This window comes from Desulfurobacterium atlanticum, assembly GCF_900188395.1.
Taxonomy (GTDB): domain Bacteria; phylum Aquificota; class Aquificia; order Desulfurobacteriales; family Desulfurobacteriaceae; genus Desulfurobacterium_A; species Desulfurobacterium_A atlanticum.
On record NZ_FZOB01000001.1, the window covers coordinates 50,185 to 74,392 of the forward strand.

Consider the following 24,208-nt stretch of genomic DNA (forward strand, 5'->3'; position numbering starts at 1 on the left):
AATTATGCTTCAGCCTGTTGATATTCCAATGGATAAAGTAAAGGAAAGAAAAATCTACTTTAAATATTTAAGAACAGATAAACTTCCCCACATCTGGTGTCCTGGATGTGGAAACGGTCAGGTTTTAAAGGCTATCTGTTTTGCTCTTGATAGACTCGGTATAGATAAGAATGATGTTGCAATGGTTTCAGGTATCGGTTGTTCTTCAAGAACACCAGGATACTTTGACGGTTATACCCTTCATACTACTCACGGAAGAGCTCTTGCATTTGCAACAGGAGTAAAACTTGCAAGACCGGAACTTAATGTTATCGTAACAACCGGGGATGGTGATTGCACAGCTATTGGTGGAAATCACTTTATTCATGCCTGCCGCAGGAATATTGACATGACAGTTCTTCTGTTTAATAACTGGATTTACGGTATGACAGGTGGACAGGTTTCTCCTACTACTCCTGAGACTCATTACGCTACAACTGCTCCTTACGGAAATATTGACCCGAACTTTTCAATTGCTGACCTTGCAATCGGTGCTGGGGCTACGTTTGTAGCAAGAGGAACTGCATATCACGTTACAGAGCTTGTAAATCTTATAGAAGCTGGATTAAAACATAAAGGTTTTTCTCTCATTGAAGTTTTAACGCCGTGTCCTATCCAGTATGGTAGAAGGAATAAGATGGGAATTGTTGATAGTTATAAGTGGCTTAAAGAAAATACCCTTCCACTTAAGGCGTGGGAGAAACTTCCTGAGGAGAAAAGAGAGGGTAAATTGCCAAGGGGAATTCTCCACCATCTTACAGATAGAGATGAATATACAGAAAGATACTACAGGATGGTGGAAAAAATCGCTGGAGGTAATGAGTAATGAGATATGAGATAAGGGTTATAGGTTCAGCCGGGCAGGGTTCACTTCTTGCTGCTTACGTTCTTGCCCAGGCAGGGGTTGAGGATGGATATCATGTAACCCAGACTGCGACTTATGGTGCTGCCATGAGAAGTGGTACATCTATGGGTGATGTTGTTATCTCAAATGAGCCGATAGATTTTCCAAAAGTTATAGACCTTGATGCTATTATAATTCAATCTCAGGAAGCTTATGATGAGATGGTTGGCGGGAAGCCTGTAAGGCTTGACCCTGAGTGTGGTGATAAAAATGCTGATATTCTTGTAAAAGTTAAGGATGGTGCTATTGTTGTTTTTGATGCTGATCTTGTTAAATGTGACCTTGAAGCTAACAGATATAAGCTTATTCCTGCACCGATAGCAAGAACAGCAACAGAGGTGGTTGGAAAAAGGCAAACGATGAACATTGTTGCTCTTGGTGTTCTCTGTGAAGCGTTAAAGGATTCAGTGGCTCCAATATCTGAAGAAGCTTTCGTAAAAGCTATTGAAAAAGCTGTTCCATCAAGATTTGTTGAGCTGAATAAGAAGGCTTTTGCGGAAGGGTTGAAGATAGCTAAAGAGGCTGTTAAGTGATTAGGGGGATATATCCCCCTTCTTTTTAGTATTCAAGCCATTTTTCAATTTTTATTTTTCCACCTGTTGCTCCATTTTCTATCTGCCTTTTGAGTTCGCAAAATAAGTTTTTATATACTCCTGAAATTCCGTAATCTGTTCCATTGTTGCAAAACATTTTAATTTCTTCATAAGTTAAACCACTTCCAGCAAAATCCCATTTCCCTTTAAAAGAAACATTTCCCTCAGGAACAATAACAGCCATGTTTCGTGGGTAATGTGCTGATGCATCTGAATTAATTCCATGGGCTGTAAGTCCCTTGTCAGCCCAGACTACCCAATTTGTATATTGTTTAGTGCTTCCTGTTTGGTCTATAAGATATTGGCTGTTTAAATTCTGGTTTAGTGTAAACTTCCCTTCAGTAAGAATAAAAATGTTGGATGCCTTTGTTTCTGCTTCTCCAGCAGTAATTTTGATGAAATCCTGAGTTGCTCCTACTATTTCCTCTTTCCCGTACAGTAGAATATTGTAGTTTTCTTCGGGCTTAGCTGTAAGATATATAAATTCTTTCCCTCCATTCAACAATATTTTCCCTTTGGCCAGCACTTTTATGTCTATATTTTCTATACTTCCTGTTTCTATACTTCCTGTTTTTTTAAAGACACCGTTTGCGTTGGAGTTTACAACTATATCCTGCTGTGCTGCAATAGTTATGTTAAATTTATCATCTGTTGGTTCTATCTGGGTATTAATAGTTACCGTTTTTCCGCAAACCGTCACTATGCCGTCTCCATTTTTATCATAAGGATTAAAATTAAGTGAGTAATCACTATTGTAATTTCCGTAGTCACACGCTGTTTCTTCGGGGAAAATTTCGTCGGCATTTATGTTTGAAACCCGAGGTATTTGTGGATTTGTAAGGTAATCTATGGTAAATCCTGCATCTTCCATCTGTTCTTTTGAACTTTCATCTGCAAACTTCAAAACTCCCATATATGCGTCACTCCATTTTCCTCCATCAAAGTTTTCAACGTGATATGTCCCATTTATTGAAAAAGGATAGAAGTTTCCTCTTCCTAAAGAGAATTCAACAATGACTTCCCTTACCGAATTTCTGTAAATTCCTTTTGATTGTATTCTTACTCTATTGCCGCTTTGCTTATTTATAGAAACATCAAAATTGCCGTATCTTAGGTTTTTTTGCACTCTATTTGGAGAGCATGTTGCACTTTTACAATCAATATCACCTTTTTTTATTTCAGTTAGTGCTACCTCTACGCCGCTTTGAGCGGCTCTTAAAGCTTTTAAGCTATTAATTGTTTTTGCGGTTGTTCCTGTTTCCTGATTTATTACATATGCACCTATCGCTCCTGCTATACTTAGAACGGCAATTGTTCCAAGAATTGTGACAAGAACCATTCCTTTTCTCATTGTTTTCCTCATGAATCAGGGTTTATTTAATAATTTAATATTCCTTCCAGTAGATTATTTTAATTTCCCCGCTTCCTGTTTCAATCTGTGTTTTAAGTTCACAGTACAGCTGTTTTACAGTTTCAGGAATTCCCAGAGATGTTCCGTTTAAACAGTAGTTAACTATATCTTTATAGGAAAGGCCGCTTCTGTCCTCGCTTCCGCTGAACGCCCAGTGGTCAAATACAGCATCACCGTTTGCAACTATTACAGAAAAATTCCTTACAGTTGAAGAGGAACCGGCAATATCAAATCCTCCATTTTCACTGTTTATTCCTTTGTCACCCCATAATACGAAATTAACGTCGTTTCGCGTTGTTGCTGTGTCATCTATAATGTCTCTGTTTACATTGATTTCACCTTCTGTCATAATAAATACATTTGAAACGTTAGCTGTGTTCTGGTTCCCTGAAATAGAGATAAACTGTCCAGTTGTATCGGGACTTGAGATTTCATTTTTTGCATATAAAATAAGATTAAAACCTTCATCGGCTCCTGAAAAGTCTATATTGCTATTTCTATCAAAATATGCTGTATCACCGGCAATAATACTTAAATCTGAAGCACTACCAACCTTTTGTTTCAATGTTGTGTTTGGAGTGAATGTTACGTTTCCTTTTGCTGCTATAACTGTATCTTTATTAAAGTAGATAAGGGCATCATCTAATGTAATGTTTTTCCCGCAAACAACAATTTTTCCATCATTATTGACATCTTCAGGGTCATTTTTTACTACTAAATCTGTGTTGTAATTGCCATAATCACACTCTGATTCGGAAGGGTAAAAGATAGAACTATCTATATCTGCAACTTTTGGAACATCAAGTGTGTTTGATATTGTTATTTTAAAGCCGATATCTGTTAATTCTTCATAGGTGTTGTTATCTATGGTTTTAACACCAGCTTCTGCTTCGGTCCAGTTTCCAGAGCCAGTGTTGTCAAAATCATTTATTTTAAAAAGTCCGTTTATTGCGAAAGGGTAAAAAATCCCTGTCTTTTCAACTTTTACTTCAACTTTCCTTAAAGCGTTGCTGGTTTTTCCTGTGGAGATTATGGTTATTGAATTGTCAGAGTTTTTTGTGAGATTCACATAGAAATAACTGCCATCTATTGTTCCGTTGAAAGCATAGGGAAAAGTGCCAACTCCATTTTTTAATTTTACAAGGGCTTCTTCTACTCCACTTTGAGCGGCTTTTAAGGCTTTAATACTGTCTTTGGTAGATTTTGCTGTTTTTGTCTCTCTTGAAATTACATATCCCGCTACTCCTCCGAGCAAAGAGAGAATTGCCACAAATGCAAGCGTTGTTTCAATTACAAGTCCTCTTCTTGTCATCAATACTCTTTCCAGTTTTTAATGTTTAAATTTTCAAATCCTTCTTTCTCTATCAACTTTTTAAGTTCGCATATCACATTTGATAATGGCGAGTTTACACTTTCTGTGTAGTTACACCATTCAACTATCTCCTCGTAGGTTAAGCCATTTCTTTTTTCCCTTCCTGAAAAGAACATATCACCAAGAGTTAGATTTCCCTGAGTTAAAAATCCTATGTATCTTATTTCATCCCCACTGTTTGCTACGTATTTTATTTTTCCTGCGTTTATGTCTCCGTCTGACCACACAAGCAGATCAAGCCACTCTCTGCCGCTTATATTGATAAAGTTGTTATCGCCCATATCTATACCATTTTTTGATATAAGGACAACACTACTCTTCTGGTCCAGGTCTGCTGATGCGTATCCTGAAATATCAAACAGATAGGTGCCTTCGCCAGAACCGGGGGCTGAAAGTTCAGAGATTATTTTATCTCCTGCATAGATGAATGTCTGATAATTTTCGCTTTTCCCTGAAAGTTGCAGTTCGGAGTTAAGGTAAATGTCTCCTTCTTTTGCAATGATGGAAACAAGTTTTTCATCTGTGGCGTATATATGGATTTGGTCATTGATTTTTATATCTCCTTCTTCAGATATAAAGCTTATATTTACACTATCACTATTACTGTTTCCTCCTCCAGAACTTAAGCTTCCTATATTGGCGTTAACTTCAATATCGCCGGTTGTTTTTATCACAAGAGAGGCATCATTTATATCTGTGCTTGAGATGCTGGTTTCAATACTTATAGGTCCACCGTCATTACAGAGCACTATTTTTCCATCTCCATTTTTGTCTTCTAACTTTACATAGGTTCCATCTTTGATATAAACAGCAGGATAGGAATAGCTGATTCTACCAGGCCCTGTTGCAATGGAAACGCTATCTATCTTTTCAACGTTGTTTATATCGCATTCATACTCTGGAAATGCGATGTTTAAGTCTTCCACCTTCGGTATAAAAGCGCTGTTAGCGTCCTGGAATAAAGGAGCAAGTCTTTGTCTCATCTCTTCTGTGATTGTGCCGTCTGGTCCTACAACAAACTTAATGTTCCAGGAAGTTCCATCTATTGAGATTTTATCGTTGCAAAATCCGAAGCCTTCTCCAGCCCAGAAAATTGTTTCATTTTCCCATTCTCTTGACCCGGGAGCACCAACATTTATAAAATCACATATAGTTAACATTTCTCCAGCAGCAAAAGACCTTAACGCTCCTCCTTCAGGTTCTATTGTAACTTCTACAATCCTGCTGTTTCCGTTAAGATACCCTGTGGATGTTAACAGATAACTTCCATCATTTTTCTTCTTTATTATGACGGTGTAATTTCCATTTTTTATATTTCCTATAAGTTTGTATGTATTATTGTCAACTTTTTCAAGCTGGGATAACCTGTTGGATTTTACATACGTTAGAGCTGTTTCTATTCCTGATTGGGCAATCCGCAGGGCTGCTACACTCTTTTTTGTTCTGTGACCGGTTCCTGTTCTTTGCATCACCGTGTATGTTGCAATTCCTCCTGCTATGGTAAGAACAGCGATTATTCCCAACGTTGCCACAATAACAAAACCTTTTCTTTTCATTTTTGCCTCCGCAGTAAGGTTCAAATTACCAGTTTCTGCATATCACTTTGTCTCCGATAGAAAACGGTTTGTCTTTTACTGTTCCGTTTATAACATAAGAAACTGTTTTGGTTGTGTTGTCTATATCTACATTGAAACTGTTAACGGTAACGATACTTTCATCAAACATCGGTTGCTCTGTTCCAGTTCCGTCAGCTCCCTCATCTACATATCGGTAAAGATTGTTGTTCTGTAAGAAGTACTTTATTTCGTACGAACAACTGTCTCCTATAGACCATGTTTTGTTTTCACATATAACATTTTCATAATTAACATATCTAACTATCAAACTACTTCCGTTCCATTCCACCGGTTTATCACTTGCTTCAACATCGCCATAACCTGCTTTTTTTAAATCGGAGTCTATAATTTCAAGTGCGTTGAATATGGAGATACTTCCCCTTGACTTTTTCATCGTTTTATCCATCTGTCTGTAGCCAACGGAGAAGAATATAAAGGCTGCAGTCATCAGAATAAGAGCTATAGACATTCCGACAATAAGTTCGGTAAGGGTGAATCCGCTACGCCACTTCATTTACCAGTTTCCTTTAATGTAGTTTAAAGTTACATTTCCTGTGTAGTTCTGGTATGTGAATGTTGCTATTACCGTTATCTCTTTTGTGTCTGGAGATGTTCCCAAGTTTACAATCCATCTTACACTTTTATCACCTGCAAAGCCGTCACAACACGACCCTGTATCATTTTCGCAGGTATCATCCGTTCCTATAGTTAGACACAAATCTGTATAGTTTAAGCTTATTAGGTGTTCTAAAACTTTGTTTGCTTTATAAAGTGCAACTTCTCTCTCTTCGTTGATTTTTGAGTATTTTATATTGAAAACAAGAAGTGCCCCTATTCCGAGTATTGCAATAGCAAATATCGCCATTGCAGCTATTATCTCTATGATGGTGAATCCCTTTCTATTTTTCAACTAAAGCCTCTTCAATTGGATTCTGCCGCCTATATTGTTTATTACTATGTTATAGGTTACGCCATATCCTGAAATTACAATGGTGCCTCCTGTTATTGGAAGTTTATTTCTTCTAAATTTAATTTCGTTATTTGTAAAATTACTTAATAAACTGATGTTTGTGTCATCTATCGTAATTGATTTGATCGGTGTGGTTGCCGTTTCAGGTGCGTAGATTTCATATCTGTCAGAATAGATTTTTACTTTACTTGAACCTTTTTCCATTGCGAGTCCCTGTGCAAACTGCAGGTCAGCTGTTAGCTGTTCTGCTACCTGCCTTACTTTAGTGCTATTTATCCATCTGCCTATTTTTGGAACTGCTATAGCAGCAATAATTCCTACTATTGCTATAACAATTATAAGTTCAGTCAAAGTGAATGCATTTAACTTTTTCAAAACTGTCTCCAAATTTTGTTAAAAATTTTTCTGACTTTAAATTTAATTATATACTTTGCTTTATAGAGAAACAACTTTATAAAAAATCTAAAATTCCTTTGAAAATTTATTGACATTTAGATGCAGAAATCTTAAATTTAATTGTGCAAGGAGGCGGTGAGATGAGAGATGAGCATACTCCCGTATATATGATAAGTGTTGTAGCCCAGCTTGTAGGGGTTCATCCTCAAACGTTAAGATTTTATGAGAATGAGGGGCTTATAAAACCTTCAAGAACACAGGGAAAGACGAGGCTTTACTCTGAGGCTGATCTTAAAAGAGTGAAGCGCATAGTGACTCTTACAAGAGAAAGAGGGGTGAATGTTGCGGGAGTTGATCTGATATTGAAAATGGAAGATGATATCGGCAGATTATTTGAGATTCTGGCTGATCTACTTGATGAAACTTTAAAGAAATCGCTTATGGAACGTCTTGAAAGTGAGAATTTTTCTGAAATTGATGTTGAAAATTTCTTAAAGATTCTATTAAGATAGCAGTAATATTTTAAAACAGGACTGTAACGAAAAAACATAAAAAATATAATCAAAGGGAGGTTTAGCATGAATATCTGGGATATTCTTAGTGGAAGAGCAAAAGATTCTATTATGCTTTCTCAGGAAATAGCAAGACAACTTGGAGAAAGGTATGTAGATACGGAGCATCTTCTCCTTGCGATGGTTGAGCTGCCAGGTTCTCCAATAATAGACATTTTCACAATAGCAGGCTATGACCCTATAAGGGTTAAAAAGTTTATAAGGGAACAGGTTGATAGACTTGGGAGACTTGGTGTCCCCGGAAGTTATACAGGATATGAGGAGATTTATATAACCCCTACTCTTAAAAAAGTTCTTGATTCGGCTATAGATGAAGCAAGGAATATGAAGGCAAGAAATGTTGATGTGGAACATCTTTTCCTTGCACTCTTTAACGTGCCTGAGGGAATGGCTGCAAGAATTTTAAACAAGCTTGGAATAACCAAAGATGAAGCTGTGAAGGCCGTTGAGAAATACAGAGCTGGTAAAAAGAAGGTTTCAAGAGATATTTCAGGTAGAAGGGGCGGTAAGCAGCTTCCTGAAATTTTAAGGAAATATGCTATAGATCTTACAGGTCTTGCTGAAGAGGGTAAGCTTGACCCAGTAATAGGTCGTGAAAATGAGATGAAAAGGGTTATTCAGATTCTTTCAAGAAGGACAAAGAACAACCCTGTTCTTGTTGGACCTGCTGGTGTTGGTAAAACTGCGATTGTTGAAGGCGTTGCTCAAAAAATTGCAAACGGTGAAGTGCCAGATGACTTGAAAGATAAAAGAATAGTAGCTCTTGATATGGCATCTCTTGTGGCAGGAACAAAATATCGTGGAGAATTTGAGGAAAGATTAAAGCAGGTTCTTGATGCTGTTAAAAATGAGGGAAATATTATTCTCTTTATTGATGAGCTTCATACAGTTATAGGAGCTGGTGCTGCTGAAGGTTCAATGGATGCGGCAAATATTATGAAGCCGGCACTTGCAAGAGGGGAGTTCAGGGTAATAGGTGCAACTACAACCGATGAATACAGAAAACATATTGAGAAAGATCCTGCCCTTGAAAGAAGGTTTGCACCTGTATGGGTTGATGAGCCTGATATTGATACAGCAATTGAGATGCTTAAAGGTTTGAGACCAAAACTTGAAGAGCATCATAAAGTTAAAATCACAGATGAGGCAATAGAAGCAGCGGTTAAACTTTCCAAAAAGTACATACAGGGAAGATACCTTCCTGATAAAGCTATAGATGTTCTTGATGAGGCTTGTGCACGTAAGAGGATTCAGGCTACTTATGTATCACCTGAAATGCATGAGCTTAAAGAGAAACTTCATCAGTTAAGAGCTGAACTTGATGAAGCAGTTAAAAATGAGGAATTTGATAAGGCTGCTAAACTTAAGAATGAGATTAAGAAAGTGGAAGAGCGTATAAAAGAGCTTGAAGAGAAACAGGAAAAGATGAGAGAGGAGGCTAAAGGGGATAAGCCGGTTGTTACTGCTGAAGATATAGCGGAAGTGATTTCTGAAATGACAGGTATTCCAGCTTCTAAGCTTCAAGAAGAAGAAATTCAGAAACTTCTCAGAATGGAGAAAGAGTTACATGAAAGAGTTATCGGGCAGGAAAGGGCTATAAAGGCTATTTCTGAAGCTATAAGAAGGGCAAGAGCTGGACTTGAACCGGGTAACAGACCTCTTGGAAGCTTTCTCTTCCTTGGACCAACAGGTGTAGGTAAAACAGAACTTGCCAAAGCACTTGCGGAGTATCTTTTTGGTGATGAAACTGCAATGATAAGACTTGACATGTCTGAATATATGGAGAAGCATGCAGTGTCCAAGCTTATAGGGGCTCCTCCGGGGTATGTTGGATATGATGAGGGCGGTCAGTTAACCGAGGCGGTAAGAAGGAAACCTTACAGTGTTATTCTCCTTGATGAGATAGAAAAGGCTCATCCTGATGTGTTTAACATTCTTCTTCAGATACTTGACGATGGAAGGTTGACCGATGCTAAAGGGAGAACTGTTGATTTCAGTAATACTGTGATAATTATGACATCAAACGTAGGTTCAGAGTATCTAATGCATCTTTCTAAGGAAGAGTTTGAGAAGAACTATGAGAAGATTAAAGAGCAGGTTATGGCTGAGCTTAAGAAAAGATTCAGACCTGAGTTTCTCAACAGGATTGATGAGATTATCATCTTCCATCCATTGGCTGAAGAGGAGATCAAGCAGATTGTTGACCTGCTTGTTAGACAGCTTAATAAGAGACTTGCTGAAAGGGGAATTAAAGTTAAGTTGACAGAAGAGGCGAAGAAAGAGCTTGCAAAACGCGGTTATGTGCCTGAATTTGGTGCAAGGCCTCTTAAGAGAACAATACAAAGAGAGCTTGAAACACCTCTTTCTGTGGAAATATTGAAAGGGGAAGTTCAGGAAGGAGATACTGTAACTGTTGACTATGATAAAGAGAAAGGAGAATTTACGTTTAATGTTGAAAAGCCTGAGATTCCTGAGGCGAAAAAGGCAGAGATAAAAACAGAAGAACCTGAAAAATCGGAAGAAAGCGGTTCTAACGATACAAAAAGTGGTGAAAATAACTGATTTAAACCTTAGAAACACCTGGAAGCGGGAGGATAACCTCCCGCTTTTTCTTTTTTCTTGAAAAAGTTTTTCATCTATGTATAATTTTTTTATAGGAATTTTCTGGAGGTTTGTTTGGGAATGATGAAAGTTAAAATGTTTAATTTGCTTGTGTTAATAACTTTTCTGATTTTTCTACCAAGAGTAAATGCTGCGAATATTGGAATGTACCTTAAATCTGCCCACGGCAACGCCACCTACGGAGTAAACAGAAACTCAATGTCAGGATACTCAATAGGGAACTGCGACCACTGCCACGAAATGCACGCAAGCCAAAATGGTGTAGAACCAACACCCCAAAACGGCTCTCCATCCCCATTTGCCCTGTTTGCCCCAAACTTTAACACTGCAAAAACAACTAACCCATACACTCTATCAGACAACTACTGCTTCTACTGCCATTCAACAACAACAGACGGCTCAGTTCAGGTAGGAGGAATAGATAACCACAACTTCAGCTACACATTTGGTGGATACACATCATCAAGTGTAACAGGTATATACCAGATGTTTAACCAGGCATCCTACCACAACCTTTACGACCTTCACCAATTTGCCCTTGGAAATGCAGGAAGCACAACACTTCCATTTAGCACATTCTACAAACAACAATCAAACCCATGTGACACCTGCCACAACCCCCACATAGTAAGAGCAAACAAAAGAAATGTATCAGACCCAACATACACACCACTTTCAAAACCATCAGACCACAATAACCTCTGGGGAGACGATGCAAACGAAACCCTTGCAGCCCTTACAAACGCCTACCAGCCGCCTTACTACTACGGTTCAACCACAACATTTGAACCTGACGGAGCTGCCGATACCCCATCAAATCAGGCAGCAAAGATGCCCGACTACATAACCTACTGTACAGACTGTCACAACACGGTAAATAAAATTTACAGCACTACTCTTGGAAGGGAGCTTTATGAGATAGATTGGTTTTCAGATGATGGAGATAAACATGGATTCAGGGTGGCGGATTCAGATGTAGGGGTGGGTGATACAAACACAGCTTCTTTAAAACGCCCTTACAATGGCAGTCCGATAGCTAACGCAAACGGAGCCGGGTTTGTTGTTTCCTGTATGGACTGTCATGAAGCTCACGGTTCTAAACATGCGTATTTAATAAGGGAAGAAGTTAACGGTAAAGTTATGGAATCAATAGTAAATGATTATAATCTCTCAGAACTTTGCAGAAAATGTCATATGGATGATGAAGCTGCTTATGGAAGGGCTTCTGGAAGGAATAAATGGCGCTATGTTCATCATAGAGCACCTGATGCTCCCTATCATGGAGGAGGTTGTGGCCCTTGTCATGGAAGATTCGGGGGAACAGGACCAGATTCTTGTATAAAATGCCATTTTCATGGTGGTACTGATAAAGTTTTAGGTACAATGGCTACTAAGCGTAGAACATTTTAGTTTTTAAAAAACTTTATACCGCTTAAAAATAGGGCTGTTGATATACTGATATCTATAATTGAAACAGCTATAAGCAGGGTATGATTTCCTGATGCTATTTCTGATAGTTTAGAACCTAAAAAAATCATTGCTGTCAGGAAAATGTAGAATTTTGTTTCAAACACCTGCCAGATTGTAGCTCTTTTTAAATTTTCTATTCGCTTTATTTTCTTTTCGGCAGATTTTGAAAATATATATTTCCATTTAACTATTCCTAAAAGTATCCCTGAAATTAAAGCAGTTATTATCCAGACTTTTAAGGGTTTAATGCTGAATGCTTCGTTGAGAAGAGAAGCACTTTTAAATGCTAAAACTATGCTGCCGCTATACCATATAGCAACAGCAATAGATTTTAGAATTTGTGGAGATACTATTAGCATTTATTGTATATTCCCTGCTTATATATTTTTTACTACAGCTTCAGCTGTTTTAAGTGAGTTGTAAACACAATCGTTTACACCAACTCCCTTGTAAGCGTTTGAGTTTAAATATAGTCCTTTGTGGTTGGTAGTTCTTTTAAAAATTTCTTCAACTTTTTCAAGGTGTCCGACTGTATAGTGAGGTATTCCCTTTGTGTGTTTAAACACTTTTGTAATTTCCGGTTTGTGTCTTATCTTCATTATTTTTTTGATGTCTTTGTATGTAAACTTTGCTATCTCCTCCTCTCCTGCCATAGCAAGTTGAGGCTGTCTTGCTCCTCCAACCATAGCTCTTATAAGTGCTTTCCCCTCTGGTGCTCTATTTGGAAAGATACTTGAGTCCCACAGAACTCCAAGTATCTTTCTGTTTTCTGTCCTTGGGACAAGAAAACCGAATCCATCAAGGTCATGGCCGAGTCCTTTTTTCCTGAAGCCAAAAGCGACAACTGCTATAGGAGAATAATCTATCTCGTTTAATTTTTCAGAAAGCTCTTTATCAAAATTCTTGGTGAGAGAAGCAGCAACGTATGAAGGTGTGGCAAGTACTATGATATCAAATGTTTCTTCAAATATTTCATCCCCTCTTTCGTAAACAATTTTCCACTTATCTTTCTCTTTTATAAGTTTTTTAACAGTTGTGTTTGTTAGAATTTCCCCTTTTATATTTTCAACAAGTGCATCTATAAGGTCTATCACACCATTTTTAAACGACATAAGAACACCGCCGGGACCTGCTGTAGCATCTTTTTTTTCCTTTTTCATTGCTAAAAGTCCTTTTATAAGCCCACCGTATTTTTTCTCAAGATGCCATACTGCAGGAAAAGCAGCTTTTACACTTAACCTGTCGGGATCTCCAGCAAAAATTCCGGCTGCCATAGGGTCTATCAATTTTTCTAATGATTCCTCTCCAATCCTTCTTTTTACAAATGAGGAAAGACTTTCATCAGAATCATCCTCTTTTGGGGGAACAAAATATTCTGCTGCAAGACGAAGTTTTCCTTTAAAGGATAATACGTATGAAGCGAGAAAAGCTATCGGACTTTCAGGTAGTCTTACCAGTTTGCCGTTTACAAACACAAATCTTTTTCTTGCTTTATCTGAGCTTCTGTAAAGTCTATCTTCAATTCCAAGTTCCTTTACAAGCTCAAGTGTGTAAGGTTTATTGTCAAGAAAACCGTTTGGGCCTGTTTCTATAATGAATCCATTTTCATGGACTGTTCTCATTTTACCGCCGCACTGCTTTTCTTTCTCAAGCACTTTAACGGTAATATATCCACCGGATAACTTTTCAATATAAAAGGCTGTTGTTAAACCTGAAACACCAGCACCTATAACTGCAACTTTCTTCATTTCTATCTCCTGAAAAGTTTTTCACATTCTGTTGCTATGGCTTTTATTAAATTATCATCTTTGTGGTTTAAGGGAACTCTTACATATCTCTCAATGCCTGCTTTTTCTGCTACTTCTTTATATTCTACATCAAGTTCAAAAAGGGTTTCTATATGCTCTGATATAAAACTTATAGGAAAAACAACAAGCTCTTTTACGCCCTTTTCCCCCAACTCTTCTATTGTTTCTTCAGTTGAGGGTTTTATCCATTCAATGGGACCAATTTTACTTTGAAATGAAAGTTTATAGGGAAATCCTCTGAAGTTTTCCATAACAAGGGAGATGGTTTCTTCAGTTTCATTTAAGTAAGGGTCTCCCTGCTGTATTAAATACTCGGGAAGACTGTGGGCGCTGAAAAGAATGAAAGGGTTTTTAAGCGTATTTATGGAGTTTTTTATCTGGTTTGTTATCCATTTTATGTAGTAGGGATTTTTGTTCCATGATTTAACAACTTTTGCAGATGGAAGTTCTTTCCTTATATCTCTTATGCAAGCTCCTGCTGTGGCAAGTGAATAGTGGGGGTAAAGTGTTATAGCTACAATTTCATCAGGATTGTATGCTTTTATCTCTTTTACAGTTTCTGTAAGGAGAGGCTTGGAGTAAAGCATTCCTGTAAATGTTTTTATTCCTGTTAATTTTTCAACCTCTTTTGCTATTTCTACAGAATATTTTACTGTGGGGGAACCGCCTCCTATAGCTTCATAATTTGGTTTCACTTTTTTTGCTCTTATTGATGCAATTAAGTAAGCAAGAGGTTTTTGTAGAAAAGAAGGTACACCTAAATTTATAAGGTCTCTGTCTGAAAATAATCTGTATAGAAATGGTTTTATCTCTTTAAGTGTTGAAGGACCGCCCATATAAACTATCAGTATAGCTCTTTTCACTTTTATCTCCTGAGCTTAAAACTTGGTATTGAATAATAGCAGTTTTTTCTCTATCTGTCCTGAGAAAGAATGTTGCTATAAATTCAACTTCTCATATATTTAATAATAGCAATAAAAGGAGGGTGCTTATGCAGATATACACCTTTAAGTGTCAGGATTGCGGAAAAGAGTTTGATGTTGAAATCTATACTCCCCTTCAGGTGCTTGAGATAAGGTGTCCTGAGTGCGGGTCTGAAGAACTTGAGGTTATAAATATCGTTAACATCTGTTCCCCGTTTGGCTGAGGTTAAAGATAGAGGGGAGTTTCCCCTCTTATACTTGTATGTGTATTCTTTTAACCTTTAAGTTTAAAATGTTTTCAGACAGGGATTTTAGGGAGTCAATCTGCTTTATTTCTTCAGGGTCAGTTATTCCGTTATAATTTATAAGATAAAAAGAGGGAGAGGTTCCATACGCTTTTTCGGTATCAAAGATAAAGCCGCAAACTGTTAAATTTCCTTGTGATATAAGCTTTTCAAATTCTGGAATTTTTTTTATTGTTTCAATCTGAAAATCTATATTAAGTTCTAGAAATGCACTGTTTAAAAGCTTTTCATCTTCGTAAAGGGGAGCTATTATTTCGTAGTTTTCTTCATAAATTTTCATAATAGATTTAAATTCAAACTCTCCTGCCGGGTATTCACTGGATATAAGTTCTTTAATTTTGGAACTGTTTGTATCTATTATTGATATTAGTTTTAGATTGTAGTTTTTGATAGCGTGGTGAACTGATGCAAGGTTTGTAACGGCCTGACAACCGGCATTTGAAATTATGAAGGGAGTTAACCGGTAAAATTTTTTGAGAAGAAGTAGTTTTGATGAGCATACCACGCAGGAGACCGGATTTTCAAATGTTTCATCCCAGTTTTCCGATAAGAGATTCTCTATAAATTTTATTACCATCAAATCTCCACAATTTCTGTTTCTCCGTTTAGCAAATTAAGTATAACAAAAGTTGAATTTCCCGTTAGATATCCGCAGAGTTCCCCTGGATTAATGATAACTGTGCCCTTTTCTTCTCTTATATCTATCCTGTGAGTATGCCCGTAAAAGATGAAATCAACTGTTCCTGAAAGTTCATCTATGAAAATTGGCTCATGCATTATTATGGCAGTTTTTCCGTTAAGATTTGTTTTTACAGGAGGGTTTTCTAAATCTGGTGCTACGTTAAGCAATCCTTTAATTTCCCCGTCGTTGTTTCCAAACACTGCTACAAACTCTGCTTTGAGAGTTTTAAACCTTTTAAGAGAAAATGGGGAGATAATATCGCCGCAGTGAACTACTGTATCAACATCTATTTTGTTAATTTTTTCTATGCACTTTTCTATCTTTTCTATGTTGTCATGGCTGTCTGAAATAACGGCGACTCTCATTTTTCTTCCACCTTTTCAGGAGGTTTATTTGAAACGTATTTACAATCAGGATATCTTGAGCAACCGTAAAATACCCTTCCCTTTTTACTCCTTCTTTCAACTATATCACCCTCTCCACATTCAGGACATTTACCGTAAGTTATACTTTCGGTGTATCTGCAATCCGGGTAGTTGGAGCAGGCTATAAATCTTCCAAATCTTCCCCTTTTTATTACAAGTTCACTTCCACAGTCGGGACATTTCTTTCCGGTTTTCTCATCCTCTTTTTTTCCGTTCTCTTTATATTTACATTCAGGATAGTTGGAGCAGGCTATAAATGACCCGTATCTTCCGTAGATTTTAAGAAGTTCTCCGCCACACTCGGGACATCTCTTCCCTGTTGGTTCTCCTTTAAGTTCTTTAAGATTTTTCTGTGCGTTTTCAAGAAGGGATTTAAACTCTCCGAAGTAAAATTCTTTTAAGAGTTCTTTCCACTCTTTTTTTCCCTCTTCTATCTTGTCAAGCTCTTCTTCTATGTTTGCTGTAAATTTTATATCAACGATTTTTGGAAAGAGTTTCTTTAATATTCCGTTTATAAACTCTCCAAGCTCTGTAGGTTTAAGTTTCTGTTTTTCCTTCTCAACATAACCTCTCTGTATAATGTTTGAAATTATTGTTGCGTAAGTTGAAGGTCTTCCAACTCCTTCTTCTTCAAGTGCTTTAACGAGTGTTCCTTCGGTGTATCTTGGTGGTGGTTCTGTAAAGTGCTGGATACCTTTAATCTCTTTAAGTGCCAATTTTTCTCCCTCTTTTATATCAGGCAGGATTTTCTCTTCCACACTTATAGGATAAACTGTCATAAATCCGGGAAATTTAATTGTGCTTCCTGTGGCTTTGAAGCCAAGGCCGCTGCTTTCAAGGGTTGCTGACACAGTGTTAAATACTGCATCCTTCATCTGTGATGCTACAAATCTTCTCCAGATAAGGTCGTAGAGTTTATATTGTTCGGGAGTTAAGAAGTTTTTTACAGATTCTGGAGTTCTTTCTACCGATGTTGGCCTTATAGCTTCGTGGGCATCCTGTGCGCTTTTTGGGGTTTTTGTTTCATAGCTTCTTGCCTTTTGGGGGAGATATTCTTTTCCAAAAATTTTGCCTATGAAACTTCTTGCTTCTTTTACTGCTTCGTCTGAAACTCGTGTTGAGTCTGTTCTCATGTAAGTTATCAAACCGACCCGCTCGTTTCCTATGTCTATACCTTCATAAAGCTGCTGTGCTATTTGCATTGTCATTTTTGCCGGGAAGCCGAATTTTTTTGAGGCTTCTTGCTGAAGGGTACTTGTTATGAAAGGTGGATAAGGTTTTCTTTTTCTCTCTTTTCTTTCAACGGATGTTACTGTGAATTTTTGCTCTTTTTTTGCCCTTTCAACAAGCTCATTAGCTTTTTTCTCATCGGGAATGTCAAATTTTCCTAATTTTTTTCCGTCAACTGAAAACAGCTTAGCCGGTAATTCCTTGTTTTCCTTTTTAAACAGTGCTTCTATAGTCCAGTATTCTCTGGGCTTAAACTGCCTTATCTCTTCTTCCCTATCACATATCAATCTTAAAGCTACTGATTGAACCCTGCCTGCAGAAAGAGCTTTTTTGAATCTTCGTGAAAGCATTGGAGAGATGGAGTATCCAACTATCCTGTCAAGTATTCTTCTTGCCTGCTGGGCATCTACTTTATTTTTGTCTATGGTATCTGCTTTTTCAAGGGCTTCTTTAATCGCCTTTTTTGTTATTTCATGAAATCTAACTCTAAAAATTCCTTCTTTCTTTACTCTTTTAAGAATTTCAGCTATGTGCCAGCTTATCGCTTCTCCTTCTCTATCAGGGTCTGTTGCAAGGTATATTTCATCTGCTTTTTTTGCTGCTTCTTTGATCTCTTTTACTATTTTCTGCTTCCCTTTAATAGTGGTGTATTTTGGTTTGAAATCTTTTTCTATGTCAACTCCAAATTCTTTCTCCGGGAGATCTCTTATATGTCCCATTGATGCTTTTACAGTAAAATCTTTTCCAAGATATCTCTGAATTGTTTTAGCTTTGGCAGGAGACTCAACAATCAGTAGTTTTCTCTTTCCCATTTATTTCACCTCAACGATTTTGACTAAATTTGTAGTTCCAGGCACTCCTGTTGGTGCACCAGCTAAAACTATAACCTTATCTCCAATTTTTGCAATCCCCCTTTCTTTGACCGCATGTATGGAAACTGCTATAAGCTTTTCTGTGGATTCTACAGGTGTTGTAAGGCAGGAATCAACTCCCCATACGAGATTAAGCTTCCTTCCCGTTTTTATATCGTGGGTTACGGCAAATACAGGAACTTTCGGCCTGAATTTTGCAACAGCCAATGCTGTTGCTCCTGTTCTTGTAAACGCTATTATCGCTTTTATGTTCCCGGACTTTGCAAGTTCACATGCGGCTTTTGCAAGTGAATCTTGCAGACTATCAGGTTTTATATCTTCATACCTTTTAAATGGGTATATTTTTTCAGCTTCTTTTATAACATTTGCCATTGTTTCTATCACTTTTAGCGGATATTTACCTACTGCTGTTTCCTCTGAAAGCATCAGGGCATCGGTTCCGTCAAGCACAGCGTTTGCTATATCTGTTACTTCAGCTCTTGTAGGTATAGGCATGTCAACCATTGACTTTAACATCTGGGTGGCTGTTATTACAGCTTTCCCTTTCCTGTTTGCTTTTTTTATAAGTGTTTTCTGTATTACAGGGACTTTCTCAATTGGAAGTTCAACACCTAAATCTCCTCTTGCTACCATTAAAAAGTCCGTTACTTCAAGAATTTCATCTATGTTTTCAACAGCTTCCGGTTTCTCTATTTTAGAAACAACAGGAATGTTTTTAGCGCTGAGCTCTTCCAGAAGATTTTTTAATTTTATTATGTCGGCAGCTTTTCTAACGAAAGAAAGGGCTATTATATCTGCTCCTTCTTTAACTGCAAATTTCACATCTTCAATATCTTTTTCTGTTAATGCAGGGATAGAAAGATTGCTGTGAGGCAGGTTTACACCTTTGTGGGATGTTAAAGGGCCACCTACGACCACTTCACAAATAACTTTTTTCTCTTTTACATCTTTTACCTTCAACCTGAATGCACCATCAGCAAGAAGTATGGTTTCTCCTATCTTTACCTCTCTGTCAAGATATGGATAGTTCACAAATATTTCACCTTTTTCATGCTCTTTTTCTGGTGTCAGAATAATGGTGTCTCCCCTGTGAAGGAAAAGGGGTTCATTTTCTATCTTTCCTATCCGAATTTTCGGACCGCACAGGTCCACAAGAACAGGAATTTTTATACCTGTTGACTCCTCTACTTCTCTTACAAGTTCTATTTTTTTTCTGTGTTCTTCGTATGTTCCGTGAGACATATTAAGCCTTACAACATTTAACCCTGCTCTTACAAGTTTTTCCAGTGTTTCTTTATTCTCTGTTGCAGGTCCAAGGGTTGCAACTATTTTTGTCCTTTTCATCATTTACCTCTGAAGCGGTTTTGATGTTTTTTAAATATAGATGTTTTGAATTGGTTTTTACATATTGTTTCTAAATTTTTACAGTTGCATAGTTTTAGATGATGTATTTAAACATGATTTAATAATTTAAAAATTCTTTATTAAAGTTGAATATGTAAAACATATTTGCAATTTGAAAATTTTTTATCTAAAATTCACTAAAAATAAAACAGGGAGGTGCCGTAATGGTAAAGAAACTGTTAGCAGCCATGGCTGCTGTGGCAATTATGGGGGGAACAGCGGTAGCTGGTGGACACGGAAAAGCAAAAACAACACCGGCAGAAGCACTAAAAGAAGTTGTGGAGGGGAACGCTAAGTGGGTTGAATCTCACACAAAATCTTACTTCAAACCTTATATGAATGCTCAGCACCCCATTGTAACTATGATTACATGTTCAGATGCAAGGGTTCATCCTACAGTATTCTTTGAAGACCCAGTTGATAAAGTTTTTGTTATCAGAAACATTGGAAACCAGCTTGCAAACGCAAGAGGTTCTATAGACTACGGTATTTATCATCTTCATACACCAATTCTTTTAATTTTAGGTCACACCCATTGTGGTGCTGTAAAAGCTGCTCTTCATGACTATTCTAAAGAGACCGAAGGTATCAAAAATGAGCTTGACCACCTTCATCTGCCACTTTCTAAAGTTTCTAAATCAGGTCCTTTTGAGAAAAGATGGCTTGAGGGTGTAGAGAAGAACGTAAACTATCAGGTTCAGGAAGCTCTTAACTTCTACAAGCCTTTCATTAAGAAAGGACAGCTTGCAGTTGTTGGTGCTGTTTATGACTTTATAAATGCTTACGGTAAAGGATACGGAAGAATTGTTATTCTTAACATCAACGGTGAAACAAATCCATCAAAACTTAAATATTCGCCTGTTATGAAATATCTTTCATCTTCAATGAAAAAAGCAGTGCTTGTTACAAAGTAATTTATCGGGGGGAATTCCCCCCTTTCTTTAATCTTTCTATACAGATTTCTATACAGACTATACAGACTATACAGAGATGTTTATTTTTCCTGAGTCTATGTGTACTTTAACTTTTTCCAGCAGTTTCTCTTTTTCTGTTTTTTCTTTTTTGTAAGTGATTGATACAGGGATAAATCCTGCTGATAAAAGTTTAGTTTTAAGTTCAGCATCTCTTTTTTTCAAGGCTTCAACTATTTCCTTATTTTCTGCTTTAAATTCAATGGAAACTTCGTTTGAAATTGCAAAGATAGAAACGTTTATAAATAGGGAGTTTTTTGATATTTCAATCTCTACTTTGCATCCATCTTTGTCTTTTTCAAATAAAATCTCTACATCGGTATCATTTACTTTTAAAGGAAAGAATACTATGTTGCCTACGGGAAGGAAGTAGAATGCAAGCATTGAAAGGATTAATTTTCTAAAGTCTTTCTCGCTAAGATTACCTTTTGATTGAATCAAAAGTTCTTTTACTGTTAAGAGAGTATCGGCTGCTCCTTTAGGTGAAAAAATCATTTTTATAAACTTTTTAAGCGTCTCATCTTCTATTTTTTTATCTCTTGAAGAGATCTCTTTGATCTCTTTTTTGAAAATTTCCGATATAACTTGTTTAATGGATTTACTGTCAAGGAAAGGTAGAAGTTTTAAGAGGATAAACTGATTGCTCCATTTTTCATCAAGTTTTATTAATTTTAATTCAAGCTTAGGATACAAAGATTTGATGAGAAAAATAAGCTCTTCTCCTTCTGTGAACTGTCTATCTGTTTCAACATCTGCAATGATTACTTTATTACCTAAAAGAATTTTTGCCTTGCCATCTTCGGTATATCCTAAAAATTTTACTTTTATCCTTTTTCCTTTCAGTTCTTCTGAGACATCTCCCTTCCTTTCTCCTGCAATTATAGAGGAGAGTAATTTCTCCATATCACGACGGGAGAAATCCTGAAGCTTCGTCGGAAGGTTTCTGCTTATCGCTTCTGTTGGAATAATACCTTCTATTTTCCTTATCTCTATGATCTCCCCCTAAAACAGGTCTGTTGAAAGGTATCTTTCTCCTGTATCTGGAAATACTGTAACAGCAGGTTCTTTAAGGAATCCTTTCTCTGCAGCTTTTATGATGCCTGCCACGTTTGCACCGGAAGAGATTCCGACCAATATTCCGTAGCTACCTGCAAGTTTCTGACAGTAATACTTTGCTTCATCATAGCTGACTGTTATAACTTCCGTTATAAGATTTCTATCAAGTATTTCAGGGATAAATCCTGCACCTATACCTTGAATTTTATGAATTCCCGGTTTACCTCCTGAAAGGACAGGAGATTCCTTAGGTTCAACGGCTATGATAGTGATATTTTCATTTTCCTCTTTTAATCTTCTTCCGACACCTGTTAAGGTTCCGCCTGTGCCGACTCCAGCGATAAAAGTTTTTGGTAATTTTTTCAGCTGTTTGAGGATTTCAACGGCCGTTCCTTCGTAGTGGGCTTTTATGTTTGCTGGATTTTTAAATTGATTTGCGGGAACATATATATCAGGATTCTCTTTAACTCTTCTTTCTGCTTCTTTAACCGCTCCTGCCATTCCCTCTTCAGCCGGTGTTAATATAAGCTCTGCACCGTAAGCTTTTAAAATTTTCTTCCTTTCGTCACTCATGTTTTCAGGCATCACGATTGTGCAGCCGTAACCTTTTGCTGCACATACAAGGGCAAGGCCTATTCCTGTATTTCCGCTTGTGGCTTCTATAATTCTTTTTCCTTTTTTTAAAATTCCTTTCTCTTCCAAATCTCTGATTATGTAAAGGGCTATTCTGTCCTTTATACTTCCTCCGGGATTAAACATTTCAAGCTTTGCGTAGAAGGTCAACTCGTTTATTGTTAGTTCTATTAATGGGGTGTTTCCTATCAGTTCAAGGATACTTCTTGATAGTATACTCATTCAGTTCTCCTGAATCTATGAAAGATTTAGTTTTTATTTTATCAATTAAGTCATCTTTTACCACTTTAAATCCATGAACATGTTTTCCACCTTTGCGAAAGTGAAATTCGGTAAGGTTAAACTCCTTTTTAAGTGAAAGGTAATCGGAAAGAGGTAAAATCCTTTCTCTGCCCTTCTCTGTTTTTATTTTAAGGATTTTCTCCTGTAGTTTTTCCCTTATAATTCTTAGTTTTCCCTGCCTTGTAAGGTTTCTTATTACAGCTTCATCAAGGGTTATCGGTAGTGTTAGAAAGTCGCATACAATTTTTGTAAGTTCGTTTATCCTATCGGGAACAGGGGTTGTTGAACCTTTATATGTTATTTTTCTGTGAGGGGCATTTTTAAAAATTTCTCTCGTTGCTCCTGTCAGCCGCTCTCCGTGGTCAACAATTCCCCCAAAGATAAGGACTGTATCTGTATCTATCTCATCCTTTTCAAGAGTTTTCTCTCCATTGGGGTCAAGCACTATAATCTTTCTGTTTTTCGGTATCTTATTTCTGATTTTAAAGGGAATATGGGGATGGAAGAAGTTTTTAAGCACTGATATAGATTCTAAATTTTCATCCAGAATAAAAAAGTTATCAGGGGTAAAGTAATCCTTTACAATTCCGTATGTAAGTTCTATCTGGTTTAAAAGTCCCTTTTTTTCTCTGTCTTTTAAGATATAAAAAAAGCTCATGTCTATGGCTATAGATGGAAACTGTAAATTTTTAAGAGTTAAGATTTTCTCTTCAGGAAAATCCTCGTTTCCCTTTACAATAACTGCATCAGCTTTAGTGTCTCCCTTTCCTATTAGAAAATTTACACAGTTTACCTTTTCTATAATTTTTCCAGGGATGATTTCTCCAAAGTATTCCTTTCTTACAACTTTCAGCCTGCCTGTTGCTATCTGATATGCAAGGCGGTTTATAAAGTCTCCTCTGCCGGGCTTCCTTAAACACTTTATATTTTTGATGTTCTGCTCTTTAAGCTTTTCAGAAAGTATCTCTTTTGCCTTTTTAAACTGCATCGTTCCACCAGAGTTTTCTCTCTTTGAGATTATCTATGTAAGCTAACACCTCTTCATCTGTTAAGTCAGGAAAGCTTTCATAAAAACTTGCAACGGCAAAGGGAAGTTGGGTGCTTTCATGTAAAACTAAAACTTTGTCAAAATAGGGTTTGAGACGTTCAATCGTGTGAATAGGGGCAACAGGTGCTACTGCCAGGATTTTTTCAGGATTTAACGTTTTTAGGAAATTTGAAGCTGCTATAGCTGTAAAACCTGAAGCAAATCCGTCATCTATTATTATTGCTGTTTTTCCGTTTAAAGGTTTGTATCCTTTTCCTTCCCTGTAGATGAGGTTTCTCCTTAGAACCTCTTTGAAAACCTCTCTTCCAACTTCATTGATAGTTTTTCTATCAATAAGATTTTCAAAATCCGGGTTTAGAAATATTGTTCCGTCAATTGTTACTGCTCCAAATCCTGCTTCTGGATTCCACGGTATGGGTAGCTTCCTTACAACTATTATGTCCATGGGTATATTGTGTCTAACGGCAACCGGGTATGCTACAGGGACTCCTCCACGGGGAATGGCAAATATTACACTGTTTTCCGGAAGCTTTAGGGAATGGCTTAGTACTTCTCCTGCATGGAGTCTGTCTCTAAATAGCGGTTTCATCACACCTCGCTGATA

General features: G+C 37.1%; 24 protein-coding genes. 7 read left to right on the forward strand and 17 right to left on the reverse strand.

Features of this window, described 5'->3' with window-relative positions; all coding sequences use genetic code 11:
- Positions 1–4 precede the first annotated feature (4 nt).
- Positions 5–865, forward strand: a complete 861-nt coding sequence (locus CHB58_RS00270; protein ID WP_180706381.1) for a 2-oxoacid:ferredoxin oxidoreductase subunit beta — start codon at positions 5–7, stop codon at positions 863–865.
- Positions 865–1,476: a 2-oxoacid:acceptor oxidoreductase family protein gene (locus CHB58_RS00275; RefSeq protein ID WP_089322093.1), complete on the forward strand. Its 612-nt coding sequence runs from the start codon at positions 865–867 to the stop codon at positions 1,474–1,476. The genes CHB58_RS00270 and CHB58_RS00275 overlap by 1 nt, the downstream gene beginning before the upstream one ends.
- 25 nt (positions 1,477–1,501) lie before the next feature.
- Here CHB58_RS00275 and CHB58_RS00280 read toward each other — a convergent pair whose 3' ends face one another.
- From CHB58_RS00280 to CHB58_RS00305, 6 genes are read right to left on the reverse strand one after another with little or no spacing between them, the layout of a single operon-like run.
- Positions 1,502–2,887, reverse strand: a complete 1,386-nt coding sequence (locus tag CHB58_RS00280; protein ID WP_089322094.1) for a hypothetical protein — start codon at positions 2,885–2,887, stop codon at positions 1,502–1,504.
- A 34-nt stretch (positions 2,888–2,921) separates the two neighbouring features.
- Entirely contained in the window at positions 2,922–4,259 is a 1,338-nt protein-coding gene (locus CHB58_RS00285) for a pilus assembly PilX N-terminal domain-containing protein (RefSeq protein WP_089322095.1), read from the reverse strand.
- Complete coding sequence (locus CHB58_RS00290; RefSeq protein ID WP_089322096.1) at positions 4,259–5,875, reverse strand: hypothetical protein; 1,617 nt, start codon at positions 5,873–5,875, stop codon at positions 4,259–4,261. Before CHB58_RS00290 ends, CHB58_RS00285 begins: the two co-directional genes overlap by 1 nt.
- 25 nt (positions 5,876–5,900) lie before the next feature.
- A complete protein-coding gene (locus CHB58_RS00295) occupies positions 5,901–6,449 on the reverse strand; it encodes a PilW family protein (protein ID WP_089322097.1) in 549 nt (182 codons plus the stop codon).
- A complete protein-coding gene (locus CHB58_RS00300) occupies positions 6,450–6,845 on the reverse strand; it encodes a prepilin-type N-terminal cleavage/methylation domain-containing protein (RefSeq protein ID WP_089322098.1) in 396 nt (131 codons plus the stop codon).
- Positions 6,846–7,280, reverse strand: coding sequence for a GspH/FimT family protein (locus CHB58_RS00305; RefSeq protein WP_143340981.1), 435 nt, complete (start codon positions 7,278–7,280; stop codon positions 6,846–6,848).
- Positions 7,281–7,441: 161 nt separating this feature from the next.
- Between CHB58_RS00305 and CHB58_RS00310 the strand changes: the two genes are divergently transcribed.
- The 3 genes from CHB58_RS00310 (at position 7,442) to CHB58_RS00320 (ending at position 11,905) form a co-directional block, all read left to right on the forward strand.
- Positions 7,442–7,813 (forward strand): heat shock protein transcriptional repressor HspR, encoded by a 372-nt coding sequence (locus CHB58_RS00310; protein WP_089322100.1) that lies wholly within the window; start codon positions 7,442–7,444, stop codon positions 7,811–7,813.
- 66 nt (positions 7,814–7,879) lie between these two features.
- A complete protein-coding gene (locus CHB58_RS00315; protein WP_089322101.1) occupies positions 7,880–10,435 on the forward strand; it encodes an ATP-dependent Clp protease ATP-binding subunit in 2,556 nt (851 codons plus the stop codon).
- Positions 10,436–10,558: 123 nt separating this feature from the next.
- Positions 10,559–11,905, forward strand: coding sequence for a cytochrome c3 family protein (locus CHB58_RS00320; protein ID WP_219350045.1), 1,347 nt, complete (start codon positions 10,559–10,561; stop codon positions 11,903–11,905).
- Here CHB58_RS00320 and CHB58_RS00325 read toward each other — a convergent pair.
- Genes CHB58_RS00325 through hemH form a run of 3 tightly spaced genes read right to left on the reverse strand, consistent with a single transcriptional unit; the run spans position 11,902 to position 14,636 of the window.
- The gene (locus CHB58_RS00325) at positions 11,902–12,324 is read right to left on the reverse strand and encodes a hypothetical protein (protein ID WP_089322103.1); all 423 of its coding nucleotides are present in this window, start codon (positions 12,322–12,324) and stop codon (positions 11,902–11,904) included. The genes CHB58_RS00320 and CHB58_RS00325 overlap by 4 nt on opposite strands.
- 18 nt (positions 12,325–12,342) lie before the next feature.
- Positions 12,343–13,713, reverse strand: coding sequence for a protoporphyrinogen oxidase (gene hemG, locus CHB58_RS00330; protein WP_089322104.1), 1,371 nt, complete (start codon positions 13,711–13,713; stop codon positions 12,343–12,345).
- Between the two features lie 2 nt (positions 13,714–13,715).
- Entirely contained in the window at positions 13,716–14,636 is a 921-nt protein-coding gene (gene hemH / locus CHB58_RS00335) for a ferrochelatase (protein ID WP_089322105.1), read from the reverse strand.
- Positions 14,637–14,764: 128 nt separating this feature from the next.
- Here hemH and CHB58_RS00340 point away from each other — a divergent pair, with 128 nt between their 5' ends.
- On the forward strand, positions 14,765–14,920 hold the full coding sequence (locus tag CHB58_RS00340) for an FmdB family zinc ribbon protein (protein ID WP_089322106.1): 156 nt from the start codon (positions 14,765–14,767) through the stop codon (positions 14,918–14,920).
- Positions 14,921–14,948: 28 nt separating this feature from the next.
- Here the strand turns inward: CHB58_RS00340 and CHB58_RS00345 are convergent, their stop codons facing one another.
- The 4 genes from CHB58_RS00345 to pyk are packed head-to-tail and all read right to left on the reverse strand — an operon-like array spanning position 14,949 to position 19,554.
- The gene (locus CHB58_RS00345) at positions 14,949–15,578 is read right to left on the reverse strand and encodes a hypothetical protein (RefSeq protein WP_089322107.1); all 630 of its coding nucleotides are present in this window, start codon (positions 15,576–15,578) and stop codon (positions 14,949–14,951) included.
- Entirely contained in the window at positions 15,578–16,048 is a 471-nt protein-coding gene (locus CHB58_RS00350) for a metallophosphoesterase (protein WP_089322108.1), read from the reverse strand. Before CHB58_RS00350 ends, CHB58_RS00345 begins: the two co-directional genes overlap by 1 nt.
- Positions 16,045–18,150: a type I DNA topoisomerase gene (gene topA / locus CHB58_RS00355; protein WP_089322109.1), complete on the reverse strand. Its 2,106-nt coding sequence runs from the start codon at positions 18,148–18,150 to the stop codon at positions 16,045–16,047. The genes CHB58_RS00350 and topA overlap by 4 nt, the downstream gene beginning before the upstream one ends.
- On the reverse strand, positions 18,151–19,554 hold the full coding sequence (gene pyk, locus CHB58_RS00360) for a pyruvate kinase (RefSeq protein ID WP_245807295.1): 1,404 nt from the start codon (positions 19,552–19,554) through the stop codon (positions 18,151–18,153). It lies immediately after the preceding gene.
- A gap of 224 nt (positions 19,555–19,778) precedes the next feature.
- Here pyk and CHB58_RS00365 point away from each other — a divergent pair, with 224 nt between their 5' ends.
- Positions 19,779–20,528 (forward strand): carbonic anhydrase, encoded by a 750-nt coding sequence (locus tag CHB58_RS00365; RefSeq protein ID WP_089322111.1) that lies wholly within the window; start codon positions 19,779–19,781, stop codon positions 20,526–20,528.
- Positions 20,529–20,594: 66 nt separating this feature from the next.
- On the opposite strand, the gene CHB58_RS00370 is transcribed toward CHB58_RS00365, so the two are convergent.
- From CHB58_RS00370 to CHB58_RS00385, 4 genes are all read right to left on the reverse strand, one after another.
- The gene (locus tag CHB58_RS00370; RefSeq protein ID WP_089322112.1) at positions 20,595–21,488 is read right to left on the reverse strand and encodes a hypothetical protein; all 894 of its coding nucleotides are present in this window, start codon (positions 21,486–21,488) and stop codon (positions 20,595–20,597) included.
- A 99-nt stretch (positions 21,489–21,587) separates the two neighbouring features.
- A complete protein-coding gene (cysK, locus tag CHB58_RS00375) occupies positions 21,588–22,496 on the reverse strand; it encodes a cysteine synthase A (protein ID WP_089322113.1) in 909 nt (302 codons plus the stop codon).
- On the reverse strand, positions 22,468–23,544 hold the full coding sequence (locus CHB58_RS00380) for a hypothetical protein (RefSeq protein WP_089322114.1): 1,077 nt from the start codon (positions 23,542–23,544) through the stop codon (positions 22,468–22,470). Before CHB58_RS00380 ends, cysK begins: the two co-directional genes overlap by 29 nt.
- Positions 23,534–24,193 carry a phosphoribosyltransferase gene (locus CHB58_RS00385; RefSeq protein WP_089322115.1) on the reverse strand — a complete coding sequence of 220 codons (660 nt, stop codon included), beginning with the start codon at positions 24,191–24,193 and terminating at the stop codon, positions 23,534–23,536. The genes CHB58_RS00380 and CHB58_RS00385 overlap by 11 nt, the downstream gene beginning before the upstream one ends.
- Positions 24,194–24,208: the final 15 nt, after the last annotated feature.